Raw genomic sequence first — 19,601 nt, 5'->3', positions numbered from 1 at the left:
AGACTTCATTTTATTGCAGCGACGTTATCTAATTGTTTTTGTTTGTGAGATAACTGACTAACTCGTCTGCAAATTCACTTGTAGACACAGGATTCACGTTGATAAGTTCAGCTAAATCTTCAGTAACAACCTTACGAGAAATCGTCTGTTGTAGCGCTAACAAAATCAGTTCTGCTGCTTCATGCCAGTTCAAATGTTGCAACAGCATCACAGCGGATAGGAGCATTGCACTTGGATTAGCACGGTCTTGATCAGCAAAGGTGGGTGCTGTGCCATGTGTTGCTTCAAAGAGCGCATGGCCTGTTTGATAATTGATATTCGCGCCTGGTGATAGACCAATTCCTCCAACTTGTGCCGCCAAAGCATCTGAAGCATAGTCGCCATTTAAGTTCATCGTTGCCACGACGTCAAATTGTTCGGGTTTCAAAACAATTTGTTGGAGAAAATTATCGGTAATAATATCGTTGATAATTAATTTATCGGCCAAAACCGCCGCCGTTAAAGCGGCTTCTGCCGCTGCCTGATTGGTGTCAGCTTTAATTGTTTCATACTGGTGCCACGTAAAGACCTGTTCGCCATACTCGCGTTCAGCCAATTGATAACCCCATTGTTTAAAAGCGCCCTCTGTATACTTCATAATATTACCTTTATGGATGAGGGTAACACTTTTACGATTGTGCGCTAACGCATACTCAATCGCCGCCTTAACCAAACGTTCAGAGCCTTCACGTGAAATTGGTTTAATCGCGAACGAAGATGTCTCAGGAAAACGAATCGATTTCACGTCTAACTCATCGATTAAAAAACGTTTCAACTTGTCATTTTCAGCGGTGCCGACATTAAATTCAATGCCCGCATAAATATCTTCTGTGTTTTCACGAAAGACAACGATGTCTGTTTTCTCAGGTTCTTTTAATGGCGACGGTACCCCTTTCAGATAAGTGACCGGTCGTAAACAAACGTATAGATCCAACTGCTGGCGTAAGGCCACATTTAACGAACGAATCCCACCACCAATCGGTGTGGTCAATGGTCCTTTTAAGGCAACTAACTTTTCGTTAATCGTCGCAACTGTCGCAGCCGGCAACCATTCACCTGTTGCCTTAAACGCTTTCTCCCCTGCTAGTATTTCTTCCCATTCAATCCGTCGCTGCCCATTGTAGGCAATCTTTACCGCTGTTTCAATTACACGTCGACTCGCACGCCAAATATCAGGGCCAATACCGTCTCCCTCAATATAGGGCACGATTACCTCATCTGGTACGTGTAAACCTGTTGCTGTCATTTTCACTGTTGTTGCTCCCATGATACTCCCCCTTATTAACGTTCTTCAACTGGTATGTATGTATTATTCGTTTCACCAACATATTCTGCCCGTGGGCGAATTAAGCGGTTATCTTCGTACTGTTCTAAAATATGAGCCGACCAACCGGCAATACGACTAACAGTAAAAATCGGGGTAAACAAGTCTTGATCGATACCAAGACAATGATAAACGGTCGCTGAATAAAAATCGACGTTCGGTTTCAATTGCTTTTTATCCCAGACATATTGTTCAACCGCGCGACTAATGTCATACCATTTCGTATCACCGGTTACCGTCGTCAATTCTTCACACATATCACGTAAATATTGCGCTCGTGGGTCACCATTTTCATAGACACGGTGCCCAAACCCCATAATTTTCTCTTTCTTAGCAAGCTTCGCATCAAGATACGCCACCACATTACTCTCATCGCCAATTTCAGCTAACATCACCATGACTTGTTCATTTGCGCCACCATGCAAAGCCCCTTTTAACGAACCGATTGCGGCGGTCACACCCGAATAAATATCTGATAATGTCGCGACACATACCCGCGCCGAAAACGTCGAGGCATTCATCTCATGTTCGGCATGTAGCACTAACGCACGGTTCATTGCCTTCACATGTAAAGGCGTTGGTTCTGTACCTGTGAGCATGTATAAAAAATTACCCGCGAGTGATAAGTCCCCACGAGGTTGCAGTGGAACTTCATCCTTACGCATGCGCGCATAGGCTGCCACTAACGTCGGCATTTTGGCAACAAGTTTCATCGCCTTTGAATAGTTCGATAAATTCGAATCACCCTCTGAATCCTTATCGTACACACCAAGCATCGAGACCATCGTGCGCATCACACTCATTGGATGAACCTTTTCATGTGCAATCACTGCCAAACTAGCAATAATTTTATGTCCCAATTTCATTTCTTTTGTTAGTTGTTCTTGAAAAATCGCCAATTCCCGTTTGTTAGGTAAACGGTAATACCACAATAAATAAATCACTTCTTCAAATGATGCATGTTCTGCTAAATCACCGATATCATAACCGACATACGTGAGACGGTCATCAATAATTGAACTTATTTTTGTTTGACTGGCAATAACGCCTTCTAAGCCTTTATTCATTTCAGTCATGGGGTAATACCTCCTCTATGTCTCTCCCTTTGCTAATAAGCAATGGTTCGAATATTCTAAATATTATAATTATAATAGTACAGTAATTAACGGTACTTTACAATAACTTAGGTTAATTCCATTGTAACATAAGTTATACTTATCTAATTCTGCATTATTTTAAAGTTTTTATGATTATACGAAAAAACACGATTCCTTTAGGAATCGTGTTAGCTTGTAGGCAAAGTCGCATTAAACTCCTTTGTCTACAAGATGATAAGGCTTAATAGTTGCATAGAACTGTTACTTTATAAAATAAGAAAGCCCCTGCATAATAACATATGTAATCCCACTAGCAATTACAGGCCCTGCGGCTACACCTTTTAAGAAAACAACGCCTAAAATCGTTCCCATCACGAGCGCGACCGTCACCTGCGGATCTGTTCCCATCAATTTAATGCCTCGAGCACTTAAAATCGCAACTGCAATACCGGAGGCAAGCGCAACCCACCCAACTGGTGTTTTAAACGCTTCGTATAGGTCTTTGAAGCCTATTTGACCCGTTGCAATCGGAATCAAAATCGCAATTGTAATGATGGTGACACCCCAATGAATCCCTTTCGTTTGAATGAGCGCCATCAGCTTTGTACCGTCAAAAAATAATTTCAATATCATTACTGCTGCCACTGCAATTAATAAGGATTGATTTTTGGCAACGAGTGCAATCACCAATATACAACTTAAAAATAAAAAAGCTTGAGTAAACATTTACACTCTCCTTATTCTTTGTAATCAAACGTCTCTTTTTTCACTGTGTTTTGTCGCTGCGTTGTAGCTGTATGCATCGTGAATTTTTGCGTCAGAACTTGAGTTCCTCTGGCAACAATGACGGGTGCGATTAGCGAACGAACGAATGGCATTAAAAGTAGCACACCAATAACCGAAGTCACTAAGCCTGGAATAATTAAGAGGAGACCTGCGATAAAAACACCTAATTGTTGTGCCAATCCACTCGTTACTGATGTCGTCTTTTTAATATCCTTTACAAAAAATTGCAACGAACGCCATTGTCGGACGATAATGACAATCCCAATCACAGTTGAGATAAACTCGATTAAAAAGATTTTGCTAAATGGCAAATACTGTCCTGCGATGACATAACCAATTGTTTCAATCACACAGTATCCCAACCAATATTTCAATAATTTTTTCATTTTCTCACCTCTGTTTAATGGTGTCATTATATCATATTCGCATCTTATTTCAGCTTAATAACCATTGAAAAAAGCACTTACCCAAGGGTAAGTGCTCACAAACTGACGATATCTTAGATTTTTGAGATTTTAAGTAAGTTAGTTGTTCCAGCTTCACCGTTTGAACCAACGATACCAGCAGTTACAATTACTAAGTCGTCTTTTTCAACAAGACCACTTGCTACTGCTTCTTTATCTGCAAGTTCGAATAATTCATCTGTGTTAGATGGCGCTTCAACTAATTTAGGATAAACACCCCAAGAAATTGCTAAGTTGTTATATGTTTTTGGATCAAATGTTAATGCTAAGATTGGTGCTTTAGGACGGAATTTAGAAATCATACGTGCAGTATGTCCACCACGAGTAGCAGCAACGATTGCTTTAACGCCTAAGTTACGGGCAGTGTGTGCAACTGAGTTACCGATTGCTTCTGTAGTTGAAGATTGAACGTTGATTTTCAAGAACGCTTTATCTTGATCTTCTAATGCATGTTCAGAACGTTCAGCGATACGAGCCATTGTTGCAACAGCTTCTGCAGGATAAGCTCCAGCAGCAGTTTCGCCTGAAAGCATGATTGCGTCAGTACCATCAAAGATAGCGTTGGCAACATCACTTGCTTCCGCACGTGTTGGACGTGGGTTATGTTGCATTGAATCTAACATTTGAGTTGCAGTAATAACAGGTTTACCTAAAAGGTTACATTTTTTGATTAACGCTTTTTGGATAACTGGAACTTCTTCTGCAGGTACTTCAACACCAAGGTCACCACGAGCAACCATCAAGCCTTGAGATACAGCTAAGATTTCGTCGATGTTATCAACGCCTTCTTGGTTTTCGATTTTAGGAATGATTGCAACGTGATCTGCTTTTTCTTCATCAAGAATTTTGCGGATTTCTAAAACGTCGCTGGCAGTACGTACGAATGAAGCAGCGATGAATGTTGCACCATTGCGAACACCAAAACGGATATCTTCAGCATCTTTTTCAGTGATACCAGGTAATTTAATGCTAGCGTTTGGTACGTTAACACCTTTTTTACTTTTAAGGATACCAGGATTTAATACTTTAGTTACGATATCGCCATTAGCGTGATCTAATTCAGTTACTTCTAAAGCAACTAAACCATCATCTAATAAGATAAGGCCACCAATTTCAACGTCGTTGATTAAACCATCGTATGAAACTGAGAATTTTTCACGTGTTCCGCTTACTTCTGTCATTGAGACACGAACAACGTCACCTGTTTCAAATTCAACAATCCCAGTTCCACCCATGTTATGTGTGCGGATTTCAGGACCTTTTGTATCTAAAAGAATCGGAACTGATTTACCAGAGATTTTTTCTGCTGCATGAATGCTTTCGATACGAGCACCGTGTTCTGCATAGTCACCGTGTGAGAAGTTAAGACGAGCAACGTTCATACCGTTGTTCATTAACTCTACTAATTTTTCGACTGATTCACTTGCAGGTCCAATTGTACAAACAATTTTCGTTTTTTTCATAAATAAAATCCTCCTAAAATATATTATGTAACCTTAAATTAATAATTACGCCTCTACCATTATAACCTACTTCGGGATTTTTTTCATCTTTTTTCAAAAGTTATCTTTTCACTTTCATTAATTTTCATAAAGACGACAAAAAACCCGAAGTACTTAAACTTCGAGTTTTGAGACTAGATTGAAAGTTCTTTTGAAAGTTCAAAGAGACGGTGGTCCATTTCACTTTTGTTTTGAAGAACTGCTGTAATATCATTTTCAACAATTTGGTTTGCTACAATACCGACAGCTAAACCACCTTTACCTTCAAGTAATAATTCAACTGCACGAGCACCTAAACGACTTGCTAACACACGGTCAGCTGTTGTAGGGTTACCACCACGTTGAATGTGTCCTAAGACAGACGCACGACTATCAAAATCACCATATTTATCGAGTTCAGCTGCAAATTCTGGACCAGACATAACGCCCTCAGCTAAAACGATAATACTATGCGCTTTACCACGTGCACGACGAACGTTTAATTGTTCAACGATTTTGTGAATATCAAATTTTTCTTCAGGAACGATAATTGCATCAGCACCACCAGCAATACCCGCATAAAGTGCGATATCGCCACAGTTACGACCCATCACTTCAATAATGAATGTACGGTCATGCGAAGAAGCTGTGTCACGAATACGGTCAATTGCATCTAAAGCCGTATTACATGCCGTATCAAAACCGATTGTGAAGTCAGTCCCTGAAATATCGTTATCAATTGTTCCTGGTAAACCAATCGCATTAAAACCACGTTTAGTTAAGGCTTCAGCACCATGATAAGAACCGTCGCCACCAATAACAACTAAGGCATCAATCCCAAATTTTTTGAGTTGTTCAATCCCTTTAAGTTGGCCTTCTTCAGACGCAAATTCAGGGTATCGGGCAGAATGTAAAAAAGTTCCCCCACGTTGAATGTAGTCACCTACATCGCCTAATTCCATTTTTTTAAGATCGCCGTTAACTAAACCACGGAAACCATATTTAACACCATAAACTTCTAGACCTTCATAGATTCCTTTACGTACAACGGCGCGGACTGCGGCGTTCATCCCCGGAGCATCTCCACCACTTGTTAATACTGCAATGCGTTTCATTTTTTTCATCGTCCTCTCTTATGTGCTACTTGGATAACAATTCTATGTAAACGACCTGCTATCTTTCACAACTATTATAGTATAATTAACAACTTTGAGCAATCTATCGCCCAGATAAAAAATGCAATAAGAGTTGCTACGTCACGAATTCGACGATTATCTCACTTACTTCTTCAGTAGCATTTCAAAAACCACCTTGCCCCATTTTATCGAGACAAGGTGGTTTGCTTAATTTTCAGTATACTGCCCAATTTTGCGTAGTTGTTCATAACGCTGTTCACGTAATGTTACACCGTCTAAAGCCAGCAATTCGGCTAAGTTTGCTGCAATCGCAGCATCAATCAATTGTGCTTGTTGCACTTGATCATGATGCGCACCACCCTTAACTTCAGGAATAACACCGTTAATCACACCGAGTTCCAATAAGTCAGGTGATGTAATGTGTAAATGTTCCGCCGCCTTCTTCGCTAAGGAAGCATCCTTCCACAAAATAACCGCACCACTTTCAGGTGAAATAACAGAATAAGTGCTGTTTTCGAGCATTAAGACACGGTTACCAACACCGATACCTAAGGCGCCACCACTACCACCTTCACCAATAACGATACAAATAATCGGCACTTCGTAACCAGCCATCTCAAATAAGTTACGAGCAATCGCTTCGCTTTGGCCACGTTCTTCGGCCGCCTTACCAGGATAAGCCCCTTTTGTATCAATAAACGTGATAATCGGACGCTTGAATTTATTTGCCTGTTCCATTAAACGCAAAGCCTTACGGTAACCTTCAGGATGTGGCATGCCAAAATTACGAGCAAGGTTTTCTTTTGTATCCTTCCCACGTTGATGACCAATGACTGTGACAGGCATACCTTTATAACGGGCAATTCCCCCGACAATCGCTGCATCGTCACCAAAACGACGATCGCCATGCAACTCCATAAAATCGGTAAATAATAACGGAATATAATCCAATGTTGTTGGACGTTCTGGATGACGTGCAACTTGCACACGGTCCCATGAAGTCATATGGCTATAAACTTCTGTTTCGACCTTCGCTAGACGCGACTCTAATTTAACGATTTCTGCGGTTAAGTCCACATCATTATCTTTTGTATATTGTTTTAATTCACTTATTTTTTTACGAAGTTCTAAAATCGGCTTTTCGAACTGTAAATCTGCTCCCATTATTTATCACTCACTTTCTGATGGAATGACACAAGGAAACCTAGTTTCGAACGCATTTCAAGACGTGGCACCACTGCATCAAGCTGACCTGTTTTGAGTAAGAACTCAGCTGTTTGGAAATCTTTCGGCAGTTTTTCACGGACGGTTTGTTCAATCACACGACGACCTGCAAAGCCAATTAAGGCACCCGGTTCAGCCAAGTTGAAATCACCCAATGACGCAAAGCTGGCTGATACACCCCCAGTAGTCGGATAGGTCATCACGATAATTGACAGCCCTCCAGCTGCGCTTAAACGTTCTAAGGCGGCAGATGTTTTAGCCATTTGCATTAGCGAGAGCATGCCTTCTTGCATACGTGCCCCACCTGATGCTGTGAAAATAATGACCGGTACCATTCTTTTTTGCGCGTCTTCAATCGCACGTGTGATTTTTTCACCAACGACACTCCCCATACTCCCCATTCGGAAACTTGAATCCATCACAGCAAGCATACAGCCGTTGCCTTCAATTTCACCATAGCCTGTTACAACGGCTTCATCAAGACTTGACTTTGCTTTATCTGCTTGAATTTTATCCATATAACCAGGAAATTCAAGCGGATTTGTTGTTGTCATATGAGGATTCGTTTCTACGAATGTATCAGGATCCACTAAGGTTGTAATCCGTGCCCGTGCTTGTATTTTATGATGGTAGCCACAGTGTGGACAAACCATTTCGTTTTTTTCAAGCTCTTTTGCATACATAATTTTTTGACAGCCAAGACATTTTTTCATAATGCCTTCTGGGATGTCTTGTGCCGCAGCTTCGCTGTTCGACATCATATGTTTTTTCTTCTTAGGTTTCGAAAAAAGTTCTCCTAGCAAAATAAACTACCTCCTAGATACTTTAATTAAGCACCATTTTATCGCTCAATGTTAATTGTTCACTAAAAAACTATACCTTATTATAGTTAAATGAGCAAATATACTAAAAAAAAAAAGCTGTTGACGATTCATCTAATCATTAATTAAAGCAATCGTCAATTACTTCATCACCCAACCTGAAGGGGATAATAATGTATCTAACGCCTTCGCTAACGACTCTGTCATTACAATATTAAATGAATTATTCAAGGCAATACCACGGCGGGTTGCTTTATCCACAACAATCACTTCCACTGTTCCTGGCTCCGTTGCTAAAATTTCTTTTAGGGCAATAATTTGCGTTGACTCACAGTTAACATACAATCGTTGGGCTGGGGCAAACGGCGCATCATCTTCTTCTAACAACGTCATACTATTTACAACAAGCTGTTGCTTACCTTGACGTTCACTCATTTTTCCGTTTAAAATGACGGCTTTATTTTCGACAAGAACACCTTTCATTGCACGATACGCTTGCGGAAATACCACACCTGAACGTTCAGTGCTAGGGTCACTCACCGTAATAAAACACATCAACTCGCCTTTTTTAGTTCGAGTTTCTTTCAATTGGTGTACATACACCCCGAAATTGGCTGTTTGCTCTAATTTAACCGTTTGTAATTGTTGTACATGCGCACGTTTCAGTTGATGCGGGTAACTTGTTAGTGGGTGTTTCGATAAATACATCCCCAAATAGTCTTTTTCTTGAGTTAACCGATCGATGGCTGGCATTTCGGGCATTTCGGTATATTTCGGTTTGAGTGCTAAAGTCGAACCACCGATTTCATCAAATAGATCAACTGGTGAATCGCCCTTGCGACTGAGGTCGGCTAAATTCAACGCTGAATCAATCGTCGCCAATAAGGTCGAACGTGTCTTATCCCATTCGTCACAGGCTCCTGCTAAAATAAGCGCTTCTAAAATTGGTTGCGTTGCTATTTTAGCGGGTAAACGGCGGCATAGATCAAATAAATCTTTAAAGGCTCCCGCTCGTTTTCGTTCAGCCACAATCACCTTCACTGTTTGTGATCCGATTTTTTTAATACTGCTCAGACTGTAACGAATTGCACCGGCTTCATTGCAGAAAAAATGATAACTGTGATTGATCGATGGTGGTAAAATCGTCAAATCACGTTTACGTCCTTCCGCTATGTAAGTTGTCAACTTCGACTCATCACCCGTCACAGACGTCATTAAGGCAGCATAAAAAGCAGCTGGGTAATGGGTTTTCAAATAGGCCAATTGGAAGGCGATTTTGGCATAGGCGACTGAGTGTGAACGGTTAAAACCATAGTTGGCAAACCGAACAATCAGATCGTACACCTCCTCGGCAACCGCTTCACTTACCTGTTGTGCAATCGCACCGGCGACAAAGCGCTCACGTTGTTGTTGCAATACAGCTGCCTTCTTCTTACTGACTGCACGGCGGAGCATATCCGCTTCACCTAAGCTAAAACCAGCTAAGGCTGAAGCAATTTGCATGATTTGCTCTTGGTAGACGATAACACCATAAGTCGGTGCTAAAATATCCTCGAGGGCTGGATGTGCATAAGACACCTGTTCTTTGCCATGTTTACGTGCAATAAACGTGCTGATTTGTTCCATCGGACCGGGACGGTAAAGGGCATTCACAGCGACGACATCTTCAAATGAGGTCGGGATTAGGCGTCGCAACACTTGGCGAATACCAGGCGATTCAAATTGAAAAACACCGTTTGTATCACCCGCTTGAAACACCCTTAACGTCTCCGTATCATTGAGTGAGATTTTTTCAATATCAAACTGAGGCTGTTCGTAACGGACCGCTTTAATAATCGTTGCCAACATCGTCAAGTTGCGTAAACCTAAATAATCCATTTTCAGCAGACCTATTTCTTCTAGATCACCCATTGGATATTGTGTCAGTAACGCATCGGCACTCCCTTTTTGCAACGGAACATAATCAATTAATGGGGCATCACTAATAATAACACCGGCGGCATGAGTCGACATGTGACGAGGCAACCCTTCAATCGTTTGTGCAATCCGCCAAATTTCTTCATTGCGCTTACTACTATTAATATGGCGACTCAGTGCTTTTGATTCTGTTTGCGCACCCGCTAAAGTGAGTCCGACTTGCTGAGGCAATAAATTCGACCATTCACTTAATTCAACCCGGTTCAAACCAAACACACGGGCGGTATCACGAATAGCAGCTTTGGCGGCTAACGTACCAAATGTTCCAATTTGAGCGACATGCTGTACGCCATATTTTTCAACTGTGTACGCAATCATCTCGTCACGACGGTTATCAGGAAAATCCAAATCGATATCGGGCATTGTCACCCGTTCGGGATTAAGAAAACGTTCAAACAGTAACTGATACGCAATCGGATCAACATCGGTAATCCGCAATACATAGGATACAAGTGAACCTGCTGCTGACCCTCGGCCTGGACCTGTTAAAATCCCATTTGTTTGTGCATGATGCATGAGGTCCCATACAATCAAGAAATAATCATTAAAGCCCATCTCATTAATAATACCGAGTTCATAGTGCAGTCGCTCAACATAACGTTGTGCGGGATTGCTAAAGCGTTGGCGTAAGCCTTCTTCGGCTAATTGTTGTAAATACACCTTTGCCTCAAGACCATCTGGCGTTTTGAACTTCGGTAACAACGTTTGATTGAGTTCAATCGTCACCTCACTTAGGTCTGCGATTGTGGCGGTTCGTTCAAGTGCTTCACGTTGTGCTGGTGTTTGCCATAACGCTTCTAATTCTGTTGGACTCGTAAAATAATGCGTTCCTGTAGGAGCCAGTGTTTCCCAATTTATAATCGTGTTGTCACGAATCGCTTCTAATACGGCTAAACTTTTAACGTCCTCCGGCTTTAAATAACGCACATCACTAACAACAACTGTATCGCTCTCCGCCGCAAACGCCCATTGCGTAACCTCAGCTTCCGGTTGAGAAACACCTAAGTAGGCTGTTGGAAATTGACTTAAGACTGCTAGTCGCTCTTCTTCGATGAGTTGTTCGAGCGCGGGTGATACGGGTAAAATAACACTCATATTCTCGGCATAAGCATCGAACCATTTTTTCGGTAAAAAAGCGCATTCTTCTGTTTGCAACGCACTTGTCATTTTCATTAAGTCGTGATAACCTGCCGTATTTTGAGCGATAACAAGCATCGGTAGTGACGCCACTTCACCGATTGGTTGTTCAACCTCAATCTGCATGCCATATAACGGTTTGATCCCGTAAGCTTCACATGCCTTCTTAAAACTTAAGGCACCATATAAGTGATTTTGATTGGTCATTGCGAGCGATTGATAGCCTAACTGAGCTGCTGTTTTTACAAGTTCTTCTATTTTTAATGTGCTCGATAGCAAATCGAAGGCAGTTGCCACCTGCAAATGAGTATAATTGGTCATGTTAAAAGCCTCCTAATCGTTCTGATCTTCTGAGCGATGTTTCCATCCGCCTTTTCATCTTCATTATACGCAATATTTTCACAAAAGGGAAAGGACGTTCAAATGATATTTTGATTATTGTAATTTTCAAGTTTAAAATGCTATATTAAGAGCAACACATGCAGTCTTGCATTAACAATTAACCGAGGTGATAAAATGAAGTTTATTTCATGGAACGTCAACGGCTTACGAGCGGTTGTCAAAAAAAATTTCGAAGCGTATTTCATCAACAGTGAGGCCGATTTTTTCTGTCTACAAGAAACAAAACTGCAAGAAGGTCAAATCGACCTTTCTTTTCCAAGCTACCACAGCTATTGGAACTACGCTGATCGTAAAGGCTATTCGGGAACAGCCATCTTTACGAAGCATGAGCCTCTTTCTGTTCGTTACGGTATTGAGCAAGATGAACATAACCATGAAGGACGTGTCATTACGCTTGAGTATGCTAATTTCTATCTCGTCACGGTATACACACCTAACTCCAAACAAGCGTTGGCACGTTTAGAATACCGCATTAAATGGGAACATGACCTAACCGACTATTTAGTCGCTCTTAAAGAACAAAAGCCAGTTATCCTTTGTGGCGATTTAAACGTTGCTCATAAGGAAATCGACTTAAAAAATCCGAAAAACAACCGTCATAATCCCGGCTTTTCTGATGATGAACGTCATTGTTTTAGCTATTTACTTGCGCAAGGTTTTACCGACAGTTTCCGTCATTTCTACCCCGATTTAACCGGTGCCTACTCTTGGTGGTCATACCGCTTCAATGCCCGGGCAAACAATGCTGGTTGGCGCATTGATTACTTTTTAGTAAGCGATGCACTTAAATCACAGATGACATCCGCTACCATTCACGCCGATGTTCTTGGCTCTGATCATTGCCCGGTTGAATTAGATATCGACGTGACAGCAAACAGATAGAACTGGAGAAACGAAAGTGATAGCAGCTCGTTTAACCGCGTATAAATTAGAACTACCGCATTTTCCGATTATTTACTATCGGCAAGTAAGGGAGTGAAACTTACTAGCTGTTGGCTGATTAAGCTAGAGGATATAACAGTATCTCTATTCAATCTCATCATCTGATACACAAAATTACTGTAATCGCATTCGAAAGAAAATGAAGTCTGTTTGGACTTTGTCTACAATCCAAAAGGCCTCGACGTTAATTCGTCGAGGCCTTTTTTTAAATTATTCTATAAACTTAAGCGGATAAACAGACAGTTATTGACACACCGCTTCTAAATCAGCAATTAAGCAATCGGCTTCTGCCCATGAATAGACTGTTGCACCCGAAGCTAAATTATGTCCTCCACCGTTGTATTTTGCAGCAATCTCATTAATGGTAATCGCTTTAGAGCGAATACGCACACGAATACGTTCTGGTTCTTCGACGAAAAAGGCCCAAACTTTCACGCCTTCAACTTGTGCCACTGAATTAACGAGCATCGCGGCTTCATCCGAACTAATCGCGAATTGCTCTAGCAGGTCAGGCGTAATTTTCAAATAGATAACTCCTGCTTCAGACAGCTTAAAATGTTGCAAGACATAGCCACTGAAACGTAAGACACGAATGTCTTTTTTATACATTGTATTAAAGATAGCCGAGCGATCAAAATCATAAGACGCCAAAGTTGAGACATAACTAAACGTACGCGATGTTGTGTTTGGGAACATAAAACGTCCTGTGTCGCCGACAATTCCTGTAAATAATAACCGCGCTGCTGTCGCTGTCATTTGTAATTCGTCCGCAAACTCTGCCTGGAATTCACAAATCATTTCGCTCGTCGACGAAGCGTTTGTGTCGACCCAAACGATATCACCGTAGACATCATTATTTGGGTGATGGTCAATCTTAATCAACTCTTTACCCAAGTTAAAACGGTCATCATCTATCCGAGGTGCGTTCGCTGTATCTAGTACAATGACAAGTGCCTCTTGATATATGCTATCATCAATTTCATCAAGATCACTTAAAAAGGCTAATGATTCTTCAGGCTGTCCGACACGATAAACTTTTTTCGAGGGAAAACTTGCCATAATAATTTCAGCTAAGCCACATTGTGAACCGTAGGCATCAGGATCTGGTCTCCCATGTCGATGTAAAATAATAGTATCATACGCTTTGATTTTATTTAAAATCTGTTGTTTCATCAGCTTCACTTACCTTTCAATAATTTGAACAGACACTAATGCCTTGCTCATAATTTGATTATCAACTTTAACAGTAATATCTATTTTTGCCGTTTTACGACTTTGCTCAAGTAACAAGGGTTCGAATTCTAATAAACTATCCATTTGAATCGGTTTCAAAAAGTAAATTGTCATTGATTCAATCATCATATTTTGATGTTTCGCACTTGTCATCATTTGTTGTACTACTTCACATAACGTTTGCGATAATACACCATACGACAAAGTTCCGATATGATTTGTCATTTGGGGTGTTACTTTAAATTTAAAGGTTTCATCTTTGCTGTAACTACTTTCGGGAAAAATAAATTGATTCACAATCGTATCGTCTAGCGTTTCGCCGATTTGTGGTTGACGTTGCATTAATTGCATTGCTTTTAAGACATCTTCACGACTAACAATCCCTACTAACGTTTGATTTTCTTTCACGACGGGAATTAGTTCAATCCCTTCCCAAATCATCATATGCGCAACTGAAGGCACCGTCATTTGTTCACCAACGACAATGGGGTGACGTGTCATTAAATTATCAATCGCTGTTGTACTTGGGTGATCACTAATATCCTTTGGTGATACGACACCAACCAAACGACCATTTTTATTAATAACAGGGTAACGATTGTGTCCCGTTGATTCCTGTAATTGATAATAGGTCGCCACCGTGTTTGTACTTTGAAGCGCGGTCACCTCTGTGATCGGCTTTAATATATCAGACACAAACAAAATTTCTTTTTTAATGAGACGATCATAAATCGCACGGTTGATTAACGTCGCTACCGTAAAAGTATCGTACGAGGTGGATATAATTGGCAATTCGAGTTCATTCGCTAATTTTATGACCTCATCATTCGTGCCAAATCCGCCCGTAATTAAAACTGCTGCGCCTTTTTCGAGTGCCAATTTTTGAGCATTGACACGGTTTCCGACGATTATCAAATGTTTCGCTTCAACGTAACGTTCCATTGCTTCAATCGTCATCGCGCCAATCACAAAACGATTCAACGTTTTGTGGAGTCCTGTCCGCCCACCTAACACTTGGCCGTCAGTCATGTTCAGAATTTCAGCATAGGTTAATTTTTCGATATTTTCTTTGATTTTTCGTTCAATTCGAATCGTTCCAACACGCTTTATCGTACTGACGTAACCTGCATTTTCAGCTTCCTTAATCGCTCGATAAGCAGTCCCCTCACTGACGCGCATGTTTTGCGCAACTTTCCTTACAGAAATCTTGTCTCCTACTGGCAGTTTTTCTATATACGACATAATCAATTCGTGTTTCGTAGTCACCAACTAACAACCCCTCTCGTCACACTCGTTTTCATTTGTTTTTGCCGCGTTTCTGTTATAGTTTGATTTATTTAAAATTATAACACAGAACAGCAGTCCGACGCATGCTCATAACATAATGCATTACATTCTATTTTATGGTACACTGAAACGGTAATTTATCAGATTATAGGTAACAAGAAAGGACTTACTATGCTAAACAAACTTGACACAATCCAACAACACTTAAGAGATAACAACTTAGATTTTGCTTATATTTCTAATCCGCATAACATTGGTTACATTACAGGTTTCCATAGCGATCCACACGAACGCGTATTGGCGCTTTTTATTTTCGCAAATACGATTCCGTTACTATTTGCACCAGCACTTGATGTTAGTGATGCAAAAGCATCCGGTTGGGAATTTGACATTAATGGTTACACTGATAGCCAAGAACCATTTGACTTAATTACTGACCTTATTAAATCTCGTACGACCGATGTTAACGCCATCATGATTGAAAAAGATCATCTGATTGTTGAACGCTACTTGAAATTACAAGCCGCTTTTCCAAATGCTACATTTAGTAATGGTAATGACTTGATTAATGGCATGCGTGTCATTAAGTCTCCTGATGAATTAGCAATCATGAAAGAAGCCGCAGCGCTCGCTGATTATGCCGTTGAAGTTGGTGTCGCTGCCTTAGCTGAAGGTAAAACTGAGCTTGATATTATTGCTGAAATCGAATATGAATTGAAGAAAAAAGGCGTCACTGAAATGTCATTCGCAACGATGGTCTTAACAGGTGTTAACGCCGCTTCGCCTCATGGTAATCCCGGCTTAACACAAATTCAAAATGGTGATTTGGTCTTATTCGACCTTGGTGTGATGCACAAAGGTTATGCGTCCGACATTTCTCGGACTGTAGCCTTTGGGTCGATTACACAAGAACAAGAAGAAATATACAATACTGTTTTAAAAGCGCAATTAACTGCAATGAATACCGTTAAAGCTGGCGTTTCCGCGAAAACAATCGACATGGCTGCTCGTCAAACGATTACCGATGCCGGCTACGGTGATTACTTCACGCATCGACTTGGGCATGGTTTAGGTATTACCTGCCATGAATTCCCGTCAATTACTGATACCAACGAAATGATTCTTGAAGAAAACATGGTCTTTACGATTGAACCTGGTATTTATTTACCTAACGTTGCCGGTGTTCGAATTGAAGATGATGTTGTTGTCACTAAAGACGGCGTTATTTCATTAACAACCTATCCAAAAGAATTACAAATCATTTCACAATAACAGCACGCTTAAGTTGCTTCTCGCTCATTTCCATAAACAACAGTCCCCTGTCATGAAATTGCAATGACTGGGGATTGTTGTTTATGGTTCTTCTTTTAAACGTTTCATCAAACGATAGTAACCGCGGACCGATGTGTGTACTTTTTTATTTTGCGGAAAATAAATTTGTTGTTCTTGCCGATTAACCGACATTATTTGTTTTAAGTTCACAATCACACCATGATGACATCTAAAAAATGAGGAGGGTAATTTATCAGATACCGCTGCTAAACTCGTACGATATAAGTAATTCCGTTGACGACACACAACCTTTATTTTTCGTAAATGCATGACATGCTCAAAATAAAAAATATCATTGAAGTCGACCAAATACACATGATTAGCTTGTTTAATCGCTAATTTCCGTCGATTGAAGTCACCTACTAAAACATATTGACACAATAACTTCTCAACGACTAAAGCAACAGTTGACTTTATAACCTGTTCGTTTTCTTTTTCATCAATGATTGTATATATTTCATGGCTGTTCTGTAATAACGCTAAAATCTCACGTTCCTTTTCATAGACATAAACCGTATAACACCTTGCCAAACTTATAGCTAGTTGCTCACTATGATGTTCATCGATAAATTGAATAACCGTATCGCCATAACAGAATGCATTGGGAAACTTGCTAATTTTAACCTCTTGATGATCAATTGAATAAAACCATTGGATGATTTGGCGATTGATTATTTTATTCAGGCGTTCATTTTCAAGTTGACAATACACATAAAACATCATTGGCCTCCTTTATATCACCTACCGTTTCCTAAAATTATATACGATGGTCAATAGAATTAAAAGTTTTAAAGGCATAAAAAAACTGTCCTAATCATGTGTAGGACAGCTTTTCGTTATAACTGCTTATCGTAACAATAAAATTCAAACGGTAATTCTGGACGTTTCATGATGCCTTTGAAATCGTAATCCTTCTTGGCAAAAAATGCACGCATTTTCTCATTTGTCACATACGTATCGCTTTTCAAATACCCTTGACTAGTTGTCACCGCTTTTTGTTCAGCAAAGGCAAATAACTGTGAGGCAATTCCTTGGCTACGACTTTTAGTCGAAACCGCGCAACGATGAATGACCGTTGCGCGCTGTTTACTCGCCCATTCAATCGTTGCATATTCATCATCTGTCTCTGGACTAATACAAATAAATCCAAGCACTTCCATATCCGCTTCAAACACATATAATTCATTTCGTCTAATATCATTTTCGAATACCTCATAGCTTGGATATGTCTCATCCCATTGTAAATTGTTTTCAGCTTGCATCATTGCAATTGTCTTTTTCACTATCATCATAATTGGTTTAATATCTGCTTCAGTTGCTAACCTAATCATCTAACCGCTCCTTGCACCTTATTAATAAACATTTATCTACTATAACAAAAAAACACTATAACATATAGCTCAAAAAAAGCGAACTAAACGGTCTTTTTTGACAGCTCAACACATTCAAAAAAACACATCGAAAACAAGTTTCGATGTGTTGCTGCTTTATTTCAATTCGAGTAATGTCACCGACTCCACATGTGCTGTTTGCGGGAACATGTCGTACGGTGTCACTTCTTTAATCGTATAATGATGTGTTAATTGTTGCACGTCTCGCGCTAAGGTTGACGGATTACATGAAACGTAAACAATTTTTTGCGGACGTACTTGCTTGAGTGTGTCTAATAAGGCATCATCACAGCCTGAACGCGGCGGATCGACAATTACGACATCCGGTTTAAAACCTTCTTTAACCCAGCGTGGCATAATCTCTTCAGCCTTACCAGCCTCATACTGAACATTCGTGATGTTGGCACGAGCGGCATTGCGTTGCGCATCTTCAATCGCGTCAACAACAATATCCATTCCTCGTACTTCTTTAACTGCGTGCGCTAATGAAAGACCGATTGTTCCGACACCACAATACGCATCCACGACTGTTTCCGTTCCTTTTAGTTCGAGGACATTTGCCACTTTACGATATAACTTTTCAGTTTGTTCAGGATTCAATTGGAAGAAAGCACGCGCTGATAAATCGTAACTAATGCCTGTCATCGTTTCAGAAATCGTTTCTTTACCCGCTAAAACAAACGTTTCTTCCCCAAATACAAGCGACGTCTTTTCTTGATTAACATTTTGCATCACCGATACAATTTGCGGAAAAGCTGTGCGTAAGTTTTCAATTAACTCACGTTTACGCGGTAGTTTTTTACTGTTTGTAATAAAGACGACTTGAATTTCATCCGTATTTTTCGCCTCGCGTACAACAATCGTCCGAACAATGCCGCTGTTTTTTTCTTCATCGTAAATAGGCACATTTAATTGTTGCAACTGTTGTTTAATAAAGGCTGTGATTTGTGTTGTATGTGGTTGCTGAACAACACATTCTTCGATATCAATTAAATGATGCGATTCTTGTTGATAAAGTCCCGCTTTAATAACACCATCAACTTCACGCACTTGGAACTGACTCTTATTGCGATAAGCCCAAGGGTTTTTCATCCCGACCGTATGTTTAACTTTTAACTTATCCATTGGAATTTTCGTATGCTTTTGAAACGCTTGACGTATCATGTCACGTTTCATTACAAGCTGTTTATCATAAATTAAATGTTGCAACTGACAACCACCACATTCTTCATAAATGGGACAAAGTGGTTGAATCCGATCGGGTGACTCCCGTTCGATAGTTGTCATTTCAGCTTCTAAATACTTTGGAAACACCTTACTAATTTGAGCAACGACACGTTCGCCTGGTAAAGCTCCTTTTATAAACACAATCGTGTTATCAAAGTAGCCAATCCCTTCGCCATTAATACCAATTCGTTTAATAATAACTGTCATTTTTTGGCCGACACTAAATTGTTGCGTTTTTACTTCTTTCATTTTCATTTCCTCCTAAAACCATAACTAACAAGTGACTTATATCTCATTAAAT

Annotated in this window: 15 protein-coding genes and 1 pseudogene; 2 read left to right on the top strand and 14 right to left on the bottom strand. The window is 40.3% G+C overall.

The genetic code is table 11. The features are described from left to right. Positions 1–28 precede the first annotated feature (28 nt). The 9 genes and pseudogenes from icd to dnaE form a co-directional block, all read right to left on the bottom strand. Positions 29–1,306, bottom strand: a complete 1,278-nt coding sequence (gene icd / locus ACJYYY_RS03055; RefSeq protein ID WP_035314114.1) for an NADP-dependent isocitrate dehydrogenase — start codon at positions 1,304–1,306, stop codon at positions 29–31. A gap of 14 nt (positions 1,307–1,320) precedes the next feature. Next, positions 1,321–2,439: a citrate synthase gene (gene citZ / locus ACJYYY_RS03050; RefSeq protein ID WP_035314117.1), complete on the bottom strand. Its 1,119-nt coding sequence runs from the start codon at positions 2,437–2,439 to the stop codon at positions 1,321–1,323. Between the two features lie 282 nt (positions 2,440–2,721). Then, positions 2,722–3,186 carry a DUF441 domain-containing protein gene (locus ACJYYY_RS03045; protein ID WP_408869096.1) on the bottom strand — a complete coding sequence of 155 codons (465 nt, stop codon included), beginning with the start codon at positions 3,184–3,186 and terminating at the stop codon, positions 2,722–2,724. Between the two features lie 11 nt (positions 3,187–3,197). After that, a complete protein-coding gene (locus ACJYYY_RS03040; protein WP_035314121.1) occupies positions 3,198–3,632 on the bottom strand; it encodes an FxsA family protein in 435 nt (144 codons plus the stop codon). A 116-nt stretch (positions 3,633–3,748) separates the two neighbouring features. Continuing rightward, positions 3,749–5,173 (bottom strand): annotated as a pseudogene (gene pyk / locus ACJYYY_RS03035) (pyruvate kinase); the annotation flags it as partial. A gap of 173 nt (positions 5,174–5,346) precedes the next feature. Then, a complete protein-coding gene (gene pfkA / locus ACJYYY_RS03030; RefSeq protein ID WP_035314156.1) occupies positions 5,347–6,306 on the bottom strand; it encodes a 6-phosphofructokinase in 960 nt (319 codons plus the stop codon). Positions 6,307–6,534: 228 nt separating this feature from the next. Then, entirely contained in the window at positions 6,535–7,491 is a 957-nt protein-coding gene (locus tag ACJYYY_RS03025; RefSeq protein WP_035314125.1) for an acetyl-CoA carboxylase carboxyltransferase subunit alpha, read from the bottom strand. Then, complete coding sequence (gene accD, locus ACJYYY_RS03020) at positions 7,491–8,354, bottom strand: acetyl-CoA carboxylase, carboxyltransferase subunit beta (protein ID WP_408869095.1); 864 nt, start codon at positions 8,352–8,354, stop codon at positions 7,491–7,493. The genes ACJYYY_RS03025 and accD overlap by 1 nt, the downstream gene beginning before the upstream one ends. A gap of 159 nt (positions 8,355–8,513) precedes the next feature. Beyond that, positions 8,514–11,807: a DNA polymerase III subunit alpha gene (dnaE, locus tag ACJYYY_RS03015; RefSeq protein ID WP_035314127.1), complete on the bottom strand. Its 3,294-nt coding sequence runs from the start codon at positions 11,805–11,807 to the stop codon at positions 8,514–8,516. 195 nt (positions 11,808–12,002) lie between these two features. On the opposite strand from dnaE, the gene ACJYYY_RS03010 reads away from it, so the two are divergent. Continuing rightward, positions 12,003–12,770 carry an exodeoxyribonuclease III gene (locus tag ACJYYY_RS03010; RefSeq protein WP_408869094.1) on the top strand — a complete coding sequence of 256 codons (768 nt, stop codon included), beginning with the start codon at positions 12,003–12,005 and terminating at the stop codon, positions 12,768–12,770. A gap of 303 nt (positions 12,771–13,073) precedes the next feature. Here the strand turns inward: ACJYYY_RS03010 and ACJYYY_RS03005 are convergent, their stop codons facing one another. Together ACJYYY_RS03005 and ACJYYY_RS03000 are read right to left on the bottom strand one after the other, a co-directional pair. Continuing rightward, a complete protein-coding gene (locus tag ACJYYY_RS03005) occupies positions 13,074–14,003 on the bottom strand; it encodes a bifunctional oligoribonuclease/PAP phosphatase NrnA (protein ID WP_035314129.1) in 930 nt (309 codons plus the stop codon). Positions 14,004–14,012: 9 nt separating this feature from the next. Then, positions 14,013–15,329, bottom strand: a complete 1,317-nt coding sequence (locus ACJYYY_RS03000) for a DRTGG domain-containing protein (RefSeq protein ID WP_035314160.1) — start codon at positions 15,327–15,329, stop codon at positions 14,013–14,015. A 192-nt stretch (positions 15,330–15,521) separates the two neighbouring features. Between ACJYYY_RS03000 and ACJYYY_RS02995 the strand changes: the two genes are divergently transcribed. Further along, positions 15,522–16,622 carry a Xaa-Pro peptidase family protein gene (locus ACJYYY_RS02995; protein ID WP_035314130.1) on the top strand — a complete coding sequence of 367 codons (1,101 nt, stop codon included), beginning with the start codon at positions 15,522–15,524 and terminating at the stop codon, positions 16,620–16,622. An 81-nt stretch (positions 16,623–16,703) separates the two neighbouring features. On the opposite strand, the gene ACJYYY_RS02990 is transcribed toward ACJYYY_RS02995, so the two are convergent. From ACJYYY_RS02990 to rlmD, 3 genes are all read right to left on the bottom strand, one after another. Beyond that, entirely contained in the window at positions 16,704–17,402 is a 699-nt protein-coding gene (locus tag ACJYYY_RS02990) for a LytTR family DNA-binding domain-containing protein (RefSeq protein ID WP_035314132.1), read from the bottom strand. A gap of 116 nt (positions 17,403–17,518) precedes the next feature. Then, entirely contained in the window at positions 17,519–18,013 is a 495-nt protein-coding gene (locus tag ACJYYY_RS02985; protein ID WP_035314134.1) for a GNAT family N-acetyltransferase, read from the bottom strand. Positions 18,014–18,169: 156 nt separating this feature from the next. Next, the gene (gene rlmD / locus ACJYYY_RS02980; protein WP_035314136.1) at positions 18,170–19,549 is read right to left on the bottom strand and encodes a 23S rRNA (uracil(1939)-C(5))-methyltransferase RlmD; all 1,380 of its coding nucleotides are present in this window, start codon (positions 19,547–19,549) and stop codon (positions 18,170–18,172) included. Between the last annotated feature and the right edge of the window lie 52 nt (positions 19,550–19,601).

This window comes from Brochothrix campestris, from assembly GCF_046058945.1.
Taxonomy (GTDB): Bacteria; Bacillota; Bacilli; order Lactobacillales; family Listeriaceae; genus Brochothrix; species Brochothrix campestris.
This window is presented reverse-complemented; position numbering and strand designations above follow the sequence as displayed.

What these genes read in the sequence shown, in the direction of transcription:
- ACJYYY_RS02995 (WP_035314130.1), top strand. Translation starts at nt 15,522, where the DNA reads ATGCTAAACAAACTTGACACAATCCAACAACACTTAAGAGATAACAAC.
- rlmD (WP_035314136.1), bottom strand. Translation starts at nt 19,549, where the DNA reads ATGAAAGAAGTAAAAACGCAACAATTTAGTGTCGGCCAAAAAATGACA.
- ACJYYY_RS03040 (WP_035314121.1), bottom strand. Translation starts at nt 3,632, where the DNA reads ATGAAAAAATTATTGAAATATTGGTTGGGATACTGTGTGATTGAAACA.
- ACJYYY_RS03005 (WP_035314129.1), bottom strand. Translation starts at nt 14,003, where the DNA reads ATGAAACAACAGATTTTAAATAAAATCAAAGCGTATGATACTATTATT.
- ACJYYY_RS02990 (WP_035314132.1), bottom strand. Translation starts at nt 17,402, where the DNA reads ATGTTTTATGTGTATTGTCAACTTGAAAATGAACGCCTGAATAAAATA.
- icd (WP_035314114.1), bottom strand. Translation starts at nt 1,306, where the DNA reads ATGGGAGCAACAACAGTGAAAATGACAGCAACAGGTTTACACGTACCA.
- ACJYYY_RS02985 (WP_035314134.1), bottom strand. Translation starts at nt 18,013, where the DNA reads ATGATTAGGTTAGCAACTGAAGCAGATATTAAACCAATTATGATGATA.
- dnaE (WP_035314127.1), bottom strand. Translation starts at nt 11,807, where the DNA reads ATGACCAATTATACTCATTTGCAGGTGGCAACTGCCTTCGATTTGCTA.
- citZ (WP_035314117.1), bottom strand. Translation starts at nt 2,439, where the DNA reads ATGACTGAAATGAATAAAGGCTTAGAAGGCGTTATTGCCAGTCAAACA.
- pfkA (WP_035314156.1), bottom strand. Translation starts at nt 6,306, where the DNA reads ATGAAACGCATTGCAGTATTAACAAGTGGTGGAGATGCTCCGGGGATG.
- ACJYYY_RS03025 (WP_035314125.1), bottom strand. Translation starts at nt 7,491, where the DNA reads ATGGGAGCAGATTTACAGTTCGAAAAGCCGATTTTAGAACTTCGTAAA.
- ACJYYY_RS03045 (WP_408869096.1), bottom strand. Translation starts at nt 3,186, where the DNA reads ATGTTTACTCAAGCTTTTTTATTTTTAAGTTGTATATTGGTGATTGCA.
- ACJYYY_RS03010 (WP_408869094.1), top strand. Translation starts at nt 12,003, where the DNA reads ATGAAGTTTATTTCATGGAACGTCAACGGCTTACGAGCGGTTGTCAAA.